Below are 15,690 nucleotides of genomic sequence, written 5' to 3' on the forward strand. Positions count from 1 at the left end.
CCGAACAGAATGATGTTATTCCGGCACGTGCGGCAGGACGAAACTCAGCGAAGCGCTATGCTCTATATGGTCCGCCTTCTTGTCATCGGATTTTGCGACATAGATCGCCATCAGCACATTATTGCCCTGGTTGCGGACCTTGATCGTCGCAGTCCCGTCGGCAGCGGTCTTGGCGGGATTAACCTCGTCAGGATCGTTGACATAATCCTGCATTACGGTCGCACCGGCAATCGGCTGGCCCTTATAATAGACCCGCACCTTCATCGGTTCGCCCATCTTCTGCGGAATGGCGGTGCCCACCGGCACGACCTGCAACGTGTGGCCTTCATACAGCGGGATCTGCTTGGTCGGCATCTGCGTCAGATAGACGGCATATTTGAAATTATGTTCGGCCAATGTCGCATTGGGCACTTCGTCGCGGCCCTTATTGTGCCATTCGCCATCCGGCGTCTTGCTCCAATAGCCATAGTCCATAACTGCCGCGACGACGGCGATCGGTTCGTCGCTGTCGACCACCGGAATAGCCCCAGCCGCGCGCAGCGACGTATTGACTGGCGCACCGTCGGAGTCATAGCCGGTCACTGACTTGACCAGCGGCAGGCGCTTGACCATGTCCAGATCGTCTGCGCCAACGCCGTAGATCAACGCGGTCTGCTTGGCGCGCTGCGCGAACCAGATGGCATGCGCGCCAGCGGGTGCCGTGGCGATGATCAGGGTAGATGCCGCAACAGCGGCTGTAACCATATGGGAAAAACGCATCGGGCAGGTTCCTCGACAAAGGGGGCCAATTCCTGGATCGAGGCTATGCTGACGGCACGAACGAAAATTCTGAAAACGTCATTGATGCGACGTAAAAATGTCAAAAAGTTAGGGCCGGAGGAGCGATGTGCTTCTCCGGCCCTTTTTACGACCCGTCGGGATAATGATCAGGCGTCGGCAAATTCCACTGAATTGACGATATGCGCCTGGGTATATTCCAGCAGCCCCGCCTCGCCCAGTTCCGCGCCCAGCCCGGACTGTTTCACGCCCCGGAACGGAATATTGGCATCGATCGCCAGATGCTGGTTCACCCAGACGGTGCCTGTGTCGATCTTCATCGCGACATCCGTGGCGCGGGCCAGATCCTTGCCCCACACCGTGCCGCCCAGCCCATATTCGCTGTCATTGGCGCGGGCGATCACATCCTCAATATCGTCATATTTCAGCACCGGCAGCACCGGACCGAACTGTTCTTCGCGCACCAGGGGCGCATCATCGTCCAGATCGCGAACGATCGTGGGGGGAATGAAATAGCCTGCCCGGTCGAGCGGCGCGCCGCCGGTCATCACCGTGCCACGCGAACGCGCATCCTCGATCAAGGCATTGACCTTGTCGAACTGCATCTTGTTCTGCACCGGACCGATCGTCGTGCCCTGCTTGGCCCCGTCATCGACGATCGCTTCATTGGCAAGCCGGGCCAACTCATCGCAAAATTCGTCATACATCGGGGTGGGGACATAGGCGCGCTTGATGGCGACGCAGATCTGGCCAGCATTGGTCATCGCGCCCTGATAGACTTTCTTCGCCGCCTGCTTGGCGTCGACATCGTCCATCACGATCGCGGCATCATTGCCGCCCAGTTCCAGCGTAACCCGCTTCACCGTGCTGGCCGAGGACGCCATCACCTTCTTGCCGGTCGCGGTCGATCCGGTGAAAGCGACCTTGGCAATGTCGGGATGCCCGGTGATCAGCGCGCCCAGCTCATTCTGGTCGCACACGATGTTGAACACGCCGGGCGGCAGGATGGCCTGCGCCAGTTCGCCGAACAGCAGTGTGGTGAGCGGCGTCGTCGGCGCAGGCTTGGCGATCATCGTGTTGCCGGTCATCAATGCTGGCCCCAGCTTGTTCATCAGCAGAATTACCGGGAAATTCCATGGCGTGATCGACGCAACGACGCCCAGCGGCGTGCGATGTTCGACAACGCGGTTGCCACCTTCGTCCTTCAGCACCTTGGGTTCGATCCGCATCGCGGCAAATCCGCGCAGCGTGAACACGCTGCCCATGATCTCATAGCCAGCCTGATCGAGTGGCTTGCCCTGTTCAGCGGTCAGCAGGCTTGCAAACTCACCGATTCGCGCTTCCAGTGTGTCGGCCAGCTTGTTGACCAGCGCGGCCCGTTCATCGACCGGCAGCGCCGACCATGCAGGCTGGGCGCGTTTCGCGGCGGCGACGGCGCGCTCCAGCATCGCCTCGTCGGCCTTGGGCGCGGAAGCAAAGGCCGCGCCGGTCGCCGGGTTCACCACGTCGAAGGCGCTGACGCCCGGCACAAGTTCACCATCGATCAACAGGCGGTATTCATGATCCATTGTCGCTCTCCTTGAATGCAAGTCCTGATTTCGATCGGCTTTGCCTATCGCTTTGTGCGATGCGAGCCTGTAGCATGTATTTGTGCGCCTGTGATACAATTTTGGCAAGAGGGTAAAGGCAACGATGAAACAGGGGGCGGATCTTCGTGGACTGGTTGGTTATCAGGTCCAGCGTGCGCATCTCTTGATTGATACGGATGCGCGCGCCGCCATGGCGGCGCACGACCTCTCGCCCGCCAAGCTGACGGCGCTCATCCTGATCCGCGACAATCCCGGCTGCGACCAGACTGCCCTGGGTCGGGCACTCAGCATCAACCGGTCGAGCGCGATGAAGCTGGTCAACATATTGGCGGAACGCGGGCTTGTCGAACGGCGGCCGGGTCGCGACTTGCGTACCAACGCGCTGTGGTTGACGGCCGAAGGGGAAGCGAAAGTGCCGGTCATGGTCGATGCGCTGCGCGTATCCGACGCGCGGATGACGGCCCGGCTGAGCGCCGAGGAAGTCCGCACGCTCAGTGCCTTGCTGCGCAAGCTTGGCCCAGTGCCGCGCGCCGCCAGCGCTGACTGACGGCCAAGGTGACGCAAAAGCGGTTGCGTAAATTGTATCACAGGCGCACAATGTTGGCGCGAAACAGCGGTTGATTCGAGCCGCTTCTACTGAAGAATTTCTGGGGAGAGACACGCTTGACCGACATGATCGACCTCGACCGGCCGACACTATCCATGGCGGCCCCCTCGCTCGACCGGTTGCTGCGGCCACGGTCCGTCGCGATCGTGGGTGCGTCGGACAAGCCGGGCGCTCTGGGTGCGTCGGTGCTGGCCAATCTGGTGCGGCAGGGCTTTGCTGGCGACATCCATCTGGTCAATCCCAAGCGTGCGGAAATCGGCGGCCGCCCCTGCGTCGCATCGGTTGATGATCTGCCCGAAGGTGTCGATGCCGCTGTTCTTGCCATCCCGCGCGCGGGCGTGCTCGACACGATGCGCGGCCTTGCCCGTCGCCATGTCGGCGCGGCCGTGATCTTTTCCGCCGGCTTTGCCGAGGATGGCCCGCAAGGTCTCGCCGACCAGCAGGAAATCGCGCGCATCGCCCGCGAAGCCGGTATGGTGGTGGAAGGGCCCAATTGCCTCGGCCTCGTCAACTTCCGCGACAATGTTTCGCTGACCTTCATCGAAATGCCGGAGGCGACGGCCCAGGGTGACCGCCGGGTGGGCATCGTTTCGCAATCGGGCGCCATGGCGGCTGTGCTGGCGACGACGATGATTCATCGCGACGTGCCGCTCAGCTGCTACATCTCCACCGGCAATGAAGCGGCCAGTGGGATCGAGGATTATCTTGCCCATCTGGTAGACGAGCCCGAAACCGCGGTGATCGCGATGATCGCCGAACATGTCCGCGATCCCGCCCGTTTCCTTGCCGCCGCCCGCGCGGCAAGGCTGGCCGGCAAGCAGGTGGTGCTGCTCCACCCAGGCCGCAGCGCGGCGGGCGCGGCCAGCGCTGCCACGCATACGGGCGCGATGGCGGGCGATCATGCCGTCATGGCGGTCCATGTCGAACGGGCGGGCGTCATCCTGGTCGACTCGCTGGAAGAATTGGGCGACGTGGCTGAAATGCTGGCGCGCAATGCGGCAATCGGCGCGGGCGGCACCGGCATCATCGCTGAATCGGGCGCATTCAAGGCGATGATGCTGGACCTCTCCGAAGCGGTCGTGCTTGACCTGCCGACGCTGACCGACGCCGACAGCCCGGCGCTGCGCGCGGCGCTGCCCGATTTCGTTCCCGTCACCAATCCGCTCGATGTCACGGCGCAGGGGCTGGTCGATCCGGGCCTTTACGGTCGCACGCTTGCCGCTCTGGTCGAAGATCAGCGTATCGCCACAATCCTTTTGACCCTGATCCAGACCGACACCGGCACATCCCATGTCAAATTCACCGCCGTGCTGAATGCGCTCGCCACCCTCCGGCCAGACAAGCCCATCATAGTCGGCGGCGTTGATGAAGGCGGCGCAGTGTTTGCGGACGATCTTTCCGCTCTCCGTCAGGCAGGCGTCACCTATCTGCCGACTGCCGAACGCGCCGTGCGCGCGCTCGCCCGGATCAGCGCCGCTGCTGCGCGCGATTTCACGGCGGCCCCGCTGGACGCCGCTCCGGTTGCCGATCTGGCGCAGGTCGGCCATTCTATCCCGGAATATCGATCCAAGGCGATCATGGCGGAACATGGTATCGCCTTCCCTCGCTTCGCCATGGCGCAGAGCGTGGAAGATGCGATCGCTGCTGCCGAGACGCTGGGCTATCCTGTCGTTCTAAAGGCGCAGTCGCCAGACCTGCCGCACAAGAGCGACGCGGGCGGCGTTATCGTCGACCTTAAAAATCGCGACGAACTGGCCGAAGGCTGGGACAGGCTAGCCGCCAATATCGCAGCGTCCCGCCCCGATCTCGTGCTCGACGGCGTGCTGGTGGAGGGGATGGCCGACAAGGGTGTCGAACTCATTGTCGGTGCGCGGAACGATCCGCACTGGGGCGCGACCGTCCTGGTCGGTTTTGGTGGCGTCGCGGCGGAATTGCTGCATGACGTCTGCCTGCTTCCGCCTGACCTGCCGCGCGACGCCATCATCGCCCGCATCCGCACGCTACGCATGGCGCCCTTGCTCGACGGCTTTCGCGGTGCGCCGGTCATGGACATCGGCGCTGTCGCCGACGTCGTCCAGCGCTTGGGCCGCATGGTCGCCGCCACGCCTGCCATTCGCGAGGTCGATCTCAACCCCGTCATTGTCTATCCCGAAGGACAGGGCGCGTTGGCGCTGGACGCTCTGATCTCGCTCTGACCCTGCCTCCGTTCGCCCCGAGCGAAGCCGAAAAACGCCGGGCAGTGCCCTGAACGCCTCTCGACTTCGCTCGCAGCGAACGGGTGACGCTGCATTTATGTCAGCGCATAATAGCGCAACACATTGCCATCGGCCCGCCGTTCACCAACGCCTATGAACACATGTTTGGTCAGCCAGTCATGCTTGCCGACAGGACATTCGAAAGTCGGATTGCCGCGCAGATAATAGTCCTGCTGCTCGACAGGTTGCCCCTCGCCAAAGGCCCAGTCCCGCAATTTCGTCATCGTATCGGGCTTGCGCCCCCACAGGAAGCCGCGATTATTGAGCAGGATCAGCGTGCCGTCCTCCTCCTCCAGCATATAGCGTGCATCGAACACCGCGACATCGTCAGGCCGGAAATAGGCATAATCGCCGCCCGATCCCGGAACGGCCTTGCCCCTGATCCTTGGCCCCTCGAACGTGCCGCCATCGACATAGACGGCGCTGCGATTGCCGCCCATCGGCGTATTCACGATCGTCTGCACCCGCGGAAATTGCAGCCGTACCTCCATCGCAAATTCCAGTCGCGGATTATCCAGCGTCGAAAACATATCCGTCATCCCAATTCTCCATCATCCCAGTTCAAGCGTACCGCCATCGACGAAAAGGTTAGCCGCGGTGATAAAGCTCGCCTCGTCCGACGCCAGGAACAGCACCGCGCGGGCGACTTCCTCCGGTCGGCCCATCCGCTTCATTGGTACGGCATTGATCATGGCCTCGCGCATCGCTGCCACATCGGCCTCGCTCATCCCCGGATTGCGGTGGAGCAGGGGCGTTTCGATGGGACCGGGACTGACCAGATTGACGCGGATACCCTCGCTTACCAACTCGCCGGCAATCACCTTCATCGCTGCATAAAGCCCGCCCTTGGCCGCCGCATAGGCCGTATTGCCCGGTACGAACGCATGGCCCCCGATCGATCCGGTCGCGACGATCGATCCGCCCCGGCGCATCAGTCCCAACGCCTTCTGGATGGCAAACACGCAGCCGCGCAGATTGACGCCATGGACATGATCCCAGTCTGCTGGTGCCATATCGCGCAAGCGGGCAAAGCCGCCGACGCCGGCATTCACGAACAATGTATCGATCCGCCCGTCCTGTGCCGCGATGTCGGCCATCATCGCGTCCATCGCGTCCGGATCGGCAATGTCCGCGCGATAGCCTTTTGCGCCGGGGATGGTTGCCACCGCCGCGTCGATCGTCGCCTGATCGCGTCCGCTTATCCGCACGATCGCGCCCTCGGCGGCAAAGGCCTGGGCGCTTGCCAGACCGATGCCGCTATTGCCGCCGACAACCAGTATGATCTTGTCGCTGAACCGCATCTCGCGCTCCGTCAAAAGGGGGAATTGGGGTTGGGGCTGTCTGTCGGCACATCCTGCACCACATCCCAATGCTCGGCGATCAGCCCGTTTTCGACGCGGAAAATGTCGATCACGGCAAAACCAGGATCATCCGGCCGTCGCCGGACATGATAATGGACGATCACATGATCGTCCTCGACAAAGCATCGCTTGATGTCGTGGACCGCGTCGGGATTTTCTCCGCGCACCTGCCGCAAAAACGCTTTGAGCGGCTCAGTCCCGGTATCGACCCATTGGTTGTGCTGGATATAATCAGGGGCCAGATAGCGGTCGACCGCGTCGGCATCCATGGGTTTGAGCACATGGTCGAACATCGCCATGACGAGTTTGAGATTGCGCTCTTCCTGCTCTGTGCGGGCCATATCATCCTCATCCCATCTTTTCGCTGGCGTTTGATCGCCCTTTGCCGTTACGATAACGATCGTTATTAATATGGCAAGCGGGCAGGCGAAAAATCGCAGTCCCGAAAAATGGAGAGGCCGATATGAACCGCGCCGATTATGAGCGTTACGCGCACGCCTTCAACCATCGCGATTATGACACGGTGTTCGATTTTTACGCACCCGACGCGAAAATCCAGTTCTTCGGCGTAGACTTGGGCACGCGCGAAGCATTCAAGCGCTTCTACAGCTTCCTCCACGCCCATGTGATCGAAACGCTGACGATCGAACGCTTCGCTGCCAGCGAAAATCTGGTCGCGCTGGAAGGGATCATCCGGGTTGAAGGGATCCGTGACCTGACCGCTGAGGCTTTGCGCGAACAGGGGTTGGATCAATTTGCCCCGATCCGCAAAGGCGAGGTGCAGGAGATGCGCCAATATATCCATTATCACGTCGCCAATGACCACTTCACCAGCGTCGGCTGCGCGATCGTTCCTGCCGCCTGAGCGCGCCTTCTCCCATGCCCGGCTTGACTTGAGGCCCGGCAAATGTCCTATCGGAAAGTCATGTCGAACAGTCCTGCGCCCAAAAGCCCGACCGCATCGCGCAAGTCGCCCCGGTCACGAGCTGACGAAGTCAGCCAATCCGATACGTTGCATCGGATATTGCGGCTGGCCAACAAATTGATGGCGCCCTTCTCCACATATCTGGAGCATCGCTACAAGATCAGCCTCAATGAATTTCGGCTGCTGATGCTGATCGGGCGCTTCCCTGATTCGGCCAGCCATGAACTGGCGGAAATGACCGGGGTGAACCCGATGAGCGTCTCGCGTGCGGTCGCCGCCTTGCAAAAGCATGGCCGTATCACCGTGGAGCGTGACGCCAGCAACAAGCGGCGCAAGACGCTGGTGCTGACCGAAGAAGGACAGCGCCTCTATGGGCTGATGCGCCCGCAGACCGACAAGGTTGCAGACTATCTGGTGTCCGGCTTGGAAGCGGCGCAGGTCGATACGCTCAATCATTTCCTCGACACGCTGGTCGAGACACTCGAAGCGAAAGACGAGGCTGGCAATAGCCGGTTCCTTGAATCCACCCGCCCGGACGAGGCGGACCTTTAGATTGATCAGGCCCGCGCCTGTCGCGGACCGATCAACCCAGCCGTCACCCACATGATGGCGAAGGCGCCGCCCAGCACGCTGACGAGCGGCAATATGGAAAGGGATGGCAGCAGCGACACGACGCCACTGGCCAGCGCCGTGATCGCCAGTTGCAGCGTGCCTAGCAGGCCTGCCGCCGCGCCCGCGCCACCCGCTGCCGCATCCAGCGCCGAAATCGCAGCTGGCGTGAGGATCAGGCCCGCTATCGCAAATAGCAACATGGAATAGAGCTGGAAAAGCGGCAGCGCGACGGGCTGTTTCATCGCCGCCAGCGCAATCGCCGCCGTGGCGACAAGGGCAATCGTCGCTATGGTCAGCACAAGTCGCCTTGCGCCCAAACGCTTCATCAGGCCCGGCGCAAATTGCGTCGCGATGATCGATGTGCCGGCGTTGAGGGCCAGCAACAGGCTATATTCATGCGCGCTCAGGGCAAAGCCAAGGCTGAATATGAAAGGGGCGGCCGTTACGAAGGCGAAGGGTATGGTCGTCGCCAGCCCGGCGACCAGGGTCCAGCCAACAAAGGCAGGCGTCGCCAGCAAATCCCCATAGGTTCGAAGCATCGACTGGCGCGCCTGCCGCCGCTCCGGTGGCAGCGTTTCACGCAGGAACAGCAGCACCGCCAATATGGCAATCAGGCCGCCGCCCGCTAGCAGGGCGAACAACCCGCGCCAGCTGGTGAGCTGCAACAAATAGCTCCCCGCAAGCGGAGCCAGCACCGGGGATATGCCAATCACCAGGAATGTGAATGCCATCAACTGCGCAGCGCGATGCCCGCTGTGCCGGTCGCGTATCATGGCCCGCACGCTCGACGTCCCCGCGCACGCACCCATCCCCTGCAAGAAGCGAAAGACGATCAACTGCTCCAGACTTGTAGCCAGCGCGCAGGCCGTTGACGCGAGGATGAACAATATAAGTCCGCCGATCAGCGGCCATCGTCGTCCGAAACGGTCCCCCAACGTGCCCAGGGGAATTTGCGCTAGCGCCAGTCCCAGGAAAAAGGCAGACAAGGTCCGCTGCACCGCACCGCTATCCGCCGCCATTTCGCGCGCCATGCCGGGCATGGCGGGCAGATAGAGATCGATCGCCAGGGGGCCAAGCGATGACAAAAGGCCAAAGCCGATCCCCAGCAACAGGCTTGGCTGTGCGCTTTCTCCGGCCGTGGTCCGGCTCGCCTCGCCCATAAGTATCTGCACCCTCTTCCCATTTAATAACGATCGTTACATTCATCATGGGGCTGGTGCAAGCGTGCAGGATCGCCTAATTGTGTCATCAGCATACAAATTCGTCATACGGGCCGCATGGTGCGACAGGAGAGAATGAATATGGCCATCGCCACCCTGCCAGCGGACGATCCGCGCAGCATCATGGCCGACAGCCCGATGCGCCTGCGGCAGATTGTCGCAGTCACTGTCTGCTTTCTCCTGAACGCGCTCGACGGCTTCGATGTGCTGGCCGTTACCTTCGCTGCGCCGGGCATTGCGAAGGACTGGGCGGTCGGGCCAGGGGCGATCGGCATCATCGTGTCGACCGGACTTGTCGGCATGGTCATCGGATCGCTGACGCTGGGCCAACTGGCCGATCGCATCGGTCGCCGCCGCCAGATATTGCTCTGCCTTGGCATCATGACGATCGGCATGTTCGCCTCCGCCTTTGCCACGGGCGTGGTGTCGCTTGGCCTGCTGCGCGTGCTCACCGGCCTGGGGTTGGGCGCGATGCTGGCGGCGATCAACGCCATGTCGGCGGAATTTGCCAATCGCCGCCGCCGCGACCTCGCCGTCAGCATCATGGCGGCAGGCTATCCGGTCGGTGGCATCATCGGCGGCTGGGGTGCGGCGCATTTGTTGCGGACGCACGGATGGGAAGCGATCTTCCTGTTCGGCGGCGTGGCGACGCTGGCCATGGTGCCGCTCGTGCTGGCGTTTCTTCCCGAATCGATCGGCTGGCTGGCGACGCGCGGTGGTCCGAATGCACTGGCGCGGATCAACGCGATCCTGCGACGCCTGGGCCAGCCGCAGGCCGCGCAATTGATCGCGCTTGAGGAACCCAAAGCCTCCATGCGGTCCCTGTTTGCCGATCGCTATCGCGTCGTAACGATCGCTTTGATCGTCATGTATGGCCTGCACATGATGACTTTCTATTATGCGCTTGGCTGGGCGCCCTCGCTGGTGGTGGCGCTGGGTTTCGATCCGTCGCGTGCGACGATCGTGTCGGTATTCATGAATTCGGGCGGCGCGATCGGCGGGCTGGTCCTGGGCCTGCTGTCACCCCGCCTCGGCCTGCGCCCGCTCGTCATCTTTGGTCTTGCGGGCGCAGCGGTGGCGGTCGCCGCCTTCGGCGCCGTGCCACCTGAACTTGTCCTGCTCCAGGGCGCGGCCTTCGTCCTTGGCTTTCTGTCCAACGGGTCGGTGGTTGGCCTCTACGCGCTCATCGCCAATGTCTATCCGACCACCCTGCGCGCGACAGGCACTGGCGCGGTCATAGGCTTCGGGCGCTTTGGCGCTGCCTTTGGCCCCTTCGCAGCGGGTCAGTTGCTCGCGGCCGGGGCAGGGCGGGGGACGACTTCCCTGCTGCTGGCGCTGGGATCGGGCATCGCCGCTTTGGTCCTGCTAGCCTCGCGGATTCGCCCTGCCGACGAAAATTAGGCGCGTTGCACCGTCACCTCGACGCCTGCCAGCCCCCGCGTCAGCGCAAAGGGTTTGTCGACCCTGATCTGCGCCTCGACCACGCAGGCAAACTCCAGGCAGCGCTCGCCCAGCTTCTGCGCGAATGTCTCGATCAGCGGAATGTGGACCAGGGCCAGATCCTCGGCCGCTTGCGCGACCTTGCGATAATCGACCGTGTCGCCGATCCCGTCCACCCGATCGGCGGACAGCAGCAGGTCGACCGAGATTACCAGCGGCTGGCGACGGCCGATCTCGTCAGGGTTGATGCCGATATCGGCCAGCAAGGGCAGGTCGCGCACCTTGACGCGGGTGGTGCAGATTGGCTCAGGCATCTTCGCTCTTTTCGGCTGCGAGCACGGTGTTGCTGAGCAGGCAGGCGATAGTCATGGGTCCGACGCCGCCCGGTACCGGGGTCACGGCCTTGGCATGGTCGAGTTCATGGGTGGCACAATCGCCCACGATTTGCGTGCTGCCGTCATCTCTGGTGATGCGGTTGATCCCCACGTCGATCACGATCGCGCCGGGGCGGACCCAATAGCCGCGCACCAGGTTGGGCGCACCAGCGGCGGCAACGATGATATCGGCCTTGCGTGCAATGTCGGGCAGGTTCAACGTTTCTATATGGGTGACGGTGACTGTCGCCTCCCGTTCCAGCAACAGCATGGCGACAGGCTTGCCGACAATATTGGACTTGCCGATGACCACCGCGTTCAAACCGCGATAATCTTCGATCACGCTGTCGAGCAGCTTCATGATCCCCAGCGGCGTGCAAGGCACCAGCCCCCCGGTCCCGGTGGACAGGCGTCCGACATTGACCGGGTGAAATCCGTCGACATCCTTCGCCGGGTCGATCCGGTCCAGCACCAGCGCCGCATCGATACCGGCTGGCAAGGGCAGCTGTATCAATATGCCATGGACGCCGGCATCTGCGTTCAGCGCGTCGATCAGCGCCAGCAACTCTGTTTGCGGGCAATCGACCGGCAATCGATGTTCGATCGATGTAATGCCCACGCGGCGACATTCGCTGATCTTGCGGCGCACATAGACATGGCTCGCCGGATCGTCGCCGACCAGCACAACCGCCAGCGCGGGTGGCTGGCCGGTCCGGTCGACCAGCGCCGCCACCCGTGCGGCGGTTTCGTCCGAGAGGGCGCGCGCCATCGCGCGCCCGTCAATGACCTGCGCCATGGTCAGGCCTTGAATACGACGGTGCGGGCGCCGTTCAGGAACACCCGACCTTGCAGATGATGCTGCACTGCGCTTGCCAGCACACGCCGTTCAATGTCGCGGCCCTTGCGCACCAGATCGTCGGGCGTATCGGCATGGCCGATCGCCTCGACATCCTGATGGATGATCGGACCTTCATCCAGGTCCGCGGTCACATAATGCGCCGTTGCACCAATCATCTTGACCCCACGCTCATGCGCCTGATGATAGGGCTTGGCGCCCTTGAAACCGGGCAGGAAGCTGTGATGGATGTTGATGCATCGGCCGGACACGAATCCCGCCAGATCATCGCTCAATATCTGCATGTAGCGTGCCAGCACGATCAGGTCCGCGCCGGTTTCCTCGACGATCGCCTTGATCTGCGCTTCCTGCTCCGCCTTTGTGTCCTTTGTCACCGGCAGATGATGGAACGGGATATTTCCGATCAGCGATATGGTCAGCGCTTCGCGCGGATGGTTGCAGATGATGCCCACGACATCCATGTCCAGTTCGCCAATGCGCCAGCGATACAGAAGATCGCCCAGGCAATGGTCGAACTTGCTGACCAGCAGCAGAACCTTCTGCCGTTCGCTGCGGCGACGCAGGCTCCATTCCATGCCGCGCTTCTGCGCCACATTGGTGAAGGCCGTACGCAACCCGTCCACGCTGTCGTCGGCCGCTTCAAACTCCACCCGCATGAAAAAGCGGTCGGTCAGCTTGTCGTTAAACTGCTGGGCGTCGGTAATATTGCCGCCCTGCTGCGCCAGAAAGCCGGCAACATCGGCCACCAGGCCTGGCCGGTCGTCGCATTGCAGGGTCAGGGTGCAAATCTCGGTCACATCGCTTCTCCGCTCAAGTCTTGCCGCCCTTAGCGGCTTTTTGTGTAATTATTAATCCATTCGACCGTCCGGGCGAGGCCGCCGAACGGATAGAAATGCAGCCGAACCTTGCCATGCTGGCTTCCCAGCCCTTTGCCAAGGGCGTCGACCAGCTTGTCTGGGCCCGCGGTGCCGATCAGCTTGGTGATCGAAATGCCATATTTGGTCAGCACCGAAGCCGAAGCCCCCACGCCGCACCGTGCGGCAAAGCGCATCAACGTCTTGATGCCGGCAGGCCCAGGAATACCTACGCGTACCGGCGCATCTATGCCCCGCCCGCGCAACTCTTCCAGCCAGGACAGCACTGGCGCTGCGTCGAAACTGAACTGGGTGACGATCAGTGGGGCCATGCCGCGCGCTTCGATTTCCGCGCATTTGGCGATCAATATGTCGAAACATTGGTCAGGCGTCATATTGGGATGGCCTTCAGGATGACCCCCGACGCCGATCGCCTTGATCCCGGCGCGCTCGAACGCACCGGTACGGATCAGCGACATGCTGTCTGAATAGGGACCGGCGGCTTCAGGCGGATCGCCAGCGATGATGAAGCAGCGGGTTACGCCTGCTTCGCGCACGACTGCCGCCAGATAGGCCTCGAAATCGTCGCCCGACTCCAGCCTGCGCGCGGAAAAATGTGGCATCGGTTCAAAGCCCAGAGCCCGCACCGTCCGTGCGGCCTCGATTCGCGCCTCCAGCGATTCGCCCGGCAGAAAGGTCACGGCGACTGGGGTTTCAGGGGCCATGGCAGGCGCTGCTTCGCGCAGAGCGTCAATGTCTTTCGCCGTGATTTCCAGCGAATAGCCATCGGTCATGCCCTTTGGCGGCAAATCCCAGTTTGGATGGATCGACGGCAGGCTCATGTCTCTCTCCCGGTAGCGTTCGATCAGGGGCGGCCCGCAAAACGGATGCGGCGTGCCTCTCCCCGGCGCATTTTTCCCCTAGCCTATCCGTAAACATTCGTATAGATGAAAACTTCATGGATACGAAATCATCCTATCGGGGCAGCAAAGCCGCACCGCTCATCATCCTTCCGGGGCTGATGTGCGATTCGCGCATGTTTGCTGAACTGCTGTCGGCTTTCCCCGAAGCCCAGGTGATTGACGGTTTTTATGCCGGCTGCGACCGGATCGAGGCGATGGCAAATTATGTGCTTGCTCGTATGCCAGCGCGCGTCTCGCTACTTGGCCATTCCATGGGCGCGCGCATTGCATTGGAAGTCATGCGCAAGGCGCCTGACCGGGTCGAGCGATTGGCGCTGGTCGATACTGGCGTTCATGGCCCCAAGCCGGGCGAACGCGACGCGCGCTATGCGCTGCGCGATCTTGGCCGCGAACAGGGCATGGCCGCGCTAGTCGCGAACTGGCTGCCGCCGATGATGGGCTTCGCTGGCCTTCGCAACGAACCGCTTATGGACAGTCTCTACGCCATGGCGGTCTCAGCTGGCCTTGCAACGTTCGAGGCGCAGATCGAGGCGTTGCTCAATCGTCCGTCAGTCGATGCGCTGTTGCCGACCATTGCGTGTCCGACTGTCGCCATGGTCGGTCGCCAGGACCAGTGGTCCCCGGTCGCCCAGCATGAAGCGATCGTGGCTGCCATCCCCGGCGCGCAACTGCGCATCGTCGAAGGCGCAGGCCATATGATGCCCGCCGAAGCGCCGCAGGTTTTCAACCAATTGGTCGGGGAATGGCTCGCCATCGCCCCGACCCCATGATTTCCGTCACATTGCACATCATCCCAAAGGAGAGGTTTGAATGACCGACAAGTCCCTGCAACAACTGCTCGACGAAAAGGGCGACATCGTTGAATTCCTGCGTAACCAGCAGGTCGGCCCGAACGCCTATCCGGGCGTTCCGGGCGAATATAGCAACTGGCGCGATGAACAGCGCAGCTGGGCGGAAAGCTCGGTCCTGTTCAACCAGAGCTTCCACATGGTCGACCTGCTCGTCACCGGTCCCGGCGCGTTCGACATGCTGGCCTATCTCGCCCCCAACAGCTTCAAGGGCTTCGTGCCGAACCGCGCCAAGCAGTTCGCTCCAGTCACGCCCGAAGGCTATGTCATCGGCGACGTCATTCTCTTCTATCTCGAAGAAGAAAAGTTCGAGCTGGTCGGCCGCGCTCCCTCGATCGAATGGGTCGAATATTGGGCCTCGACCGGCAAGTGGGACGTAAAGGTCGAACGCGACGAGCGTACTGCGGCCCGCCCGCTCGACCAGCAGGGCTACCGTCGCAACTATCGCTTCCAGCTGCAGGGGCCAAACGCCATGCCCGTGCTGGAAAAGGCGATGGGCCAGACCCCGCCGGATCTCAAATTCTTCCACATGGCGCCGATCATGATCGCGGGCGTCGAAGTGCGCGCGCTGCGCCACGGCATGGCCGGTCAGCCAGGTTACGAGCTGTTTGGTCCCTGGAAGGATTATGACACCGTCCGCAATGCGCTGATCGAAGCAGGCAAGGATTACGGCCTCACCCTTTGCGGCGGCCGCACCTATTCCTCGAACACGCTGGAATCGGGCTGGATCCCGTCTCCGCTGCCCGCCACCTATACCGGTGAAGGCTCCAAGGCGTTCCGCGAATGGCTGCCCGCCAAATCCTATGAAGGCATGTGTTCGCTCGGCGGCAGCTTCGTGTCGGACAATATCGAGGATTATTATCTCAACCCGTGGGAGCTGGGCTATGGCATCATGGTCAAGTTCGACCATGACTTCATCGGCCGCGAAGCGCTGGAAAAGATCAAGGACAAGCCGCATCGCCAGAAGGTGACGCTGGCGCTGGACAATGAAGATATTGTCCGCGTCATGAGCTCGATGCTCCAGACCGGCGACAAGGCCAAGTTCCGGC

The 15,690-nt window shown here is 62.1% G+C and carries 17 protein-coding genes; 7 read left to right on the forward strand and 10 right to left on the reverse strand.

Features of this window, described 5'->3' with window-relative positions; all coding sequences use genetic code 11:
• Window positions 1–15: 15 nt before the first annotated feature.
• Together SX1_RS12965 and SX1_RS12970 are read right to left on the reverse strand one after the other, a co-directional pair.
• Window positions 16–759 (reverse strand): DUF4198 domain-containing protein, encoded by a 744-nt coding sequence (locus SX1_RS12965; protein ID WP_017181853.1) that lies wholly within the window; start codon window positions 757–759, stop codon window positions 16–18.
• 167 nt (window positions 760–926) lie between these two features.
• Window positions 927–2,345 carry an aldehyde dehydrogenase family protein gene (locus SX1_RS12970; protein WP_017181852.1) on the reverse strand — a complete coding sequence of 473 codons (1,419 nt, stop codon included), beginning with the start codon at window positions 2,343–2,345 and terminating at the stop codon, window positions 927–929.
• A 124-nt stretch (window positions 2,346–2,469) separates the two neighbouring features.
• On the opposite strand from SX1_RS12970, the gene SX1_RS12975 reads away from it, so the two are divergent.
• Window positions 2,470–2,913: a MarR family winged helix-turn-helix transcriptional regulator gene (locus SX1_RS12975; protein ID WP_017181851.1), complete on the forward strand. Its 444-nt coding sequence runs from the start codon at window positions 2,470–2,472 to the stop codon at window positions 2,911–2,913.
• 125 nt (window positions 2,914–3,038) lie between these two features.
• Window positions 3,039–5,168, forward strand: a complete 2,130-nt coding sequence (locus tag SX1_RS12980) for an acetate--CoA ligase family protein (RefSeq protein WP_174302237.1) — start codon at window positions 3,039–3,041, stop codon at window positions 5,166–5,168.
• 95 nt (window positions 5,169–5,263) lie between these two features.
• On the opposite strand, the gene SX1_RS12985 is transcribed toward SX1_RS12980, so the two are convergent.
• From SX1_RS12985 to SX1_RS12995, 3 genes are read right to left on the reverse strand one after another with little or no spacing between them, the layout of a single operon-like run.
• The gene (locus SX1_RS12985) at window positions 5,264–5,767 is read right to left on the reverse strand and encodes a DUF3237 domain-containing protein (protein ID WP_017181849.1); all 504 of its coding nucleotides are present in this window, start codon (window positions 5,765–5,767) and stop codon (window positions 5,264–5,266) included.
• A gap of 12 nt (window positions 5,768–5,779) precedes the next feature.
• On the reverse strand, window positions 5,780–6,529 hold the full coding sequence (locus SX1_RS12990) for an SDR family NAD(P)-dependent oxidoreductase (protein ID WP_019053340.1): 750 nt from the start codon (window positions 6,527–6,529) through the stop codon (window positions 5,780–5,782).
• An 11-nt stretch (window positions 6,530–6,540) separates the two neighbouring features.
• Entirely contained in the window at window positions 6,541–6,930 is a 390-nt protein-coding gene (locus SX1_RS12995; protein ID WP_019053341.1) for a nuclear transport factor 2 family protein, read from the reverse strand.
• A 122-nt stretch (window positions 6,931–7,052) separates the two neighbouring features.
• On the opposite strand from SX1_RS12995, the gene SX1_RS13000 reads away from it, so the two are divergent.
• Both SX1_RS13000 and SX1_RS13005 read left to right on the forward strand, forming a co-directional pair.
• Window positions 7,053–7,454 (forward strand): nuclear transport factor 2 family protein, encoded by a 402-nt coding sequence (locus tag SX1_RS13000; protein ID WP_019053342.1) that lies wholly within the window; start codon window positions 7,053–7,055, stop codon window positions 7,452–7,454.
• A 42-nt stretch (window positions 7,455–7,496) separates the two neighbouring features.
• Window positions 7,497–8,066 (forward strand): MarR family winged helix-turn-helix transcriptional regulator, encoded by a 570-nt coding sequence (locus SX1_RS13005; RefSeq protein WP_017181845.1) that lies wholly within the window; start codon window positions 7,497–7,499, stop codon window positions 8,064–8,066.
• Between the two features lie 5 nt (window positions 8,067–8,071).
• Here the strand turns inward: SX1_RS13005 and SX1_RS13010 are convergent, their stop codons facing one another.
• Window positions 8,072–9,298: a multidrug effflux MFS transporter gene (locus SX1_RS13010; protein ID WP_255209755.1), complete on the reverse strand. Its 1,227-nt coding sequence runs from the start codon at window positions 9,296–9,298 to the stop codon at window positions 8,072–8,074.
• Between the two features lie 129 nt (window positions 9,299–9,427).
• On the opposite strand from SX1_RS13010, the gene SX1_RS13015 reads away from it, so the two are divergent.
• Complete coding sequence (locus tag SX1_RS13015; protein ID WP_255209756.1) at window positions 9,428–10,747, forward strand: MFS transporter; 1,320 nt, start codon at window positions 9,428–9,430, stop codon at window positions 10,745–10,747.
• Here SX1_RS13015 and SX1_RS13020 read toward each other — a convergent pair.
• The 4 genes from SX1_RS13020 to SX1_RS22650 are packed head-to-tail and all read right to left on the reverse strand — an operon-like array spanning window position 10,744 to window position 13,712.
• Window positions 10,744–11,100: a dihydroneopterin aldolase gene (locus SX1_RS13020; RefSeq protein ID WP_017181842.1), complete on the reverse strand. Its 357-nt coding sequence runs from the start codon at window positions 11,098–11,100 to the stop codon at window positions 10,744–10,746. The two genes, SX1_RS13015 and SX1_RS13020, sit on opposite strands and share 4 nt — an antisense overlap.
• Window positions 11,093–11,956 carry a bifunctional methylenetetrahydrofolate dehydrogenase/methenyltetrahydrofolate cyclohydrolase FolD gene (gene folD, locus SX1_RS13025; RefSeq protein WP_019053345.1) on the reverse strand — a complete coding sequence of 288 codons (864 nt, stop codon included), beginning with the start codon at window positions 11,954–11,956 and terminating at the stop codon, window positions 11,093–11,095. Before folD ends, SX1_RS13020 begins: the two co-directional genes overlap by 8 nt.
• 2 nt (window positions 11,957–11,958) lie before the next feature.
• Window positions 11,959–12,813 carry a formyltetrahydrofolate deformylase gene (gene purU / locus SX1_RS13030; RefSeq protein ID WP_017181840.1) on the reverse strand — a complete coding sequence of 285 codons (855 nt, stop codon included), beginning with the start codon at window positions 12,811–12,813 and terminating at the stop codon, window positions 11,959–11,961.
• A 29-nt stretch (window positions 12,814–12,842) separates the two neighbouring features.
• Complete coding sequence (locus SX1_RS22650) at window positions 12,843–13,712, reverse strand: methylenetetrahydrofolate reductase (RefSeq protein ID WP_017181839.1); 870 nt, start codon at window positions 13,710–13,712, stop codon at window positions 12,843–12,845.
• Between the two features lie 116 nt (window positions 13,713–13,828).
• Between SX1_RS22650 and SX1_RS13040 the strand changes: the two genes are divergently transcribed.
• The gene (locus SX1_RS13040; RefSeq protein WP_019053346.1) at window positions 13,829–14,563 is read left to right on the forward strand and encodes an alpha/beta fold hydrolase; all 735 of its coding nucleotides are present in this window, start codon (window positions 13,829–13,831) and stop codon (window positions 14,561–14,563) included.
• A 40-nt stretch (window positions 14,564–14,603) separates the two neighbouring features.
• Window positions 14,604–15,690: aminomethyltransferase family protein (locus tag SX1_RS13045; protein ID WP_019053347.1), on the forward strand; the 1,087-nt coding region annotated here is incomplete at its 3' end.

Origin of the sequence: Sphingobium xenophagum NBRC 107872 (assembly GCF_000367345.1) — a bacterium.
Taxonomy (GTDB): Bacteria; Pseudomonadota; Alphaproteobacteria; order Sphingomonadales; family Sphingomonadaceae; genus Sphingobium; species Sphingobium xenophagum.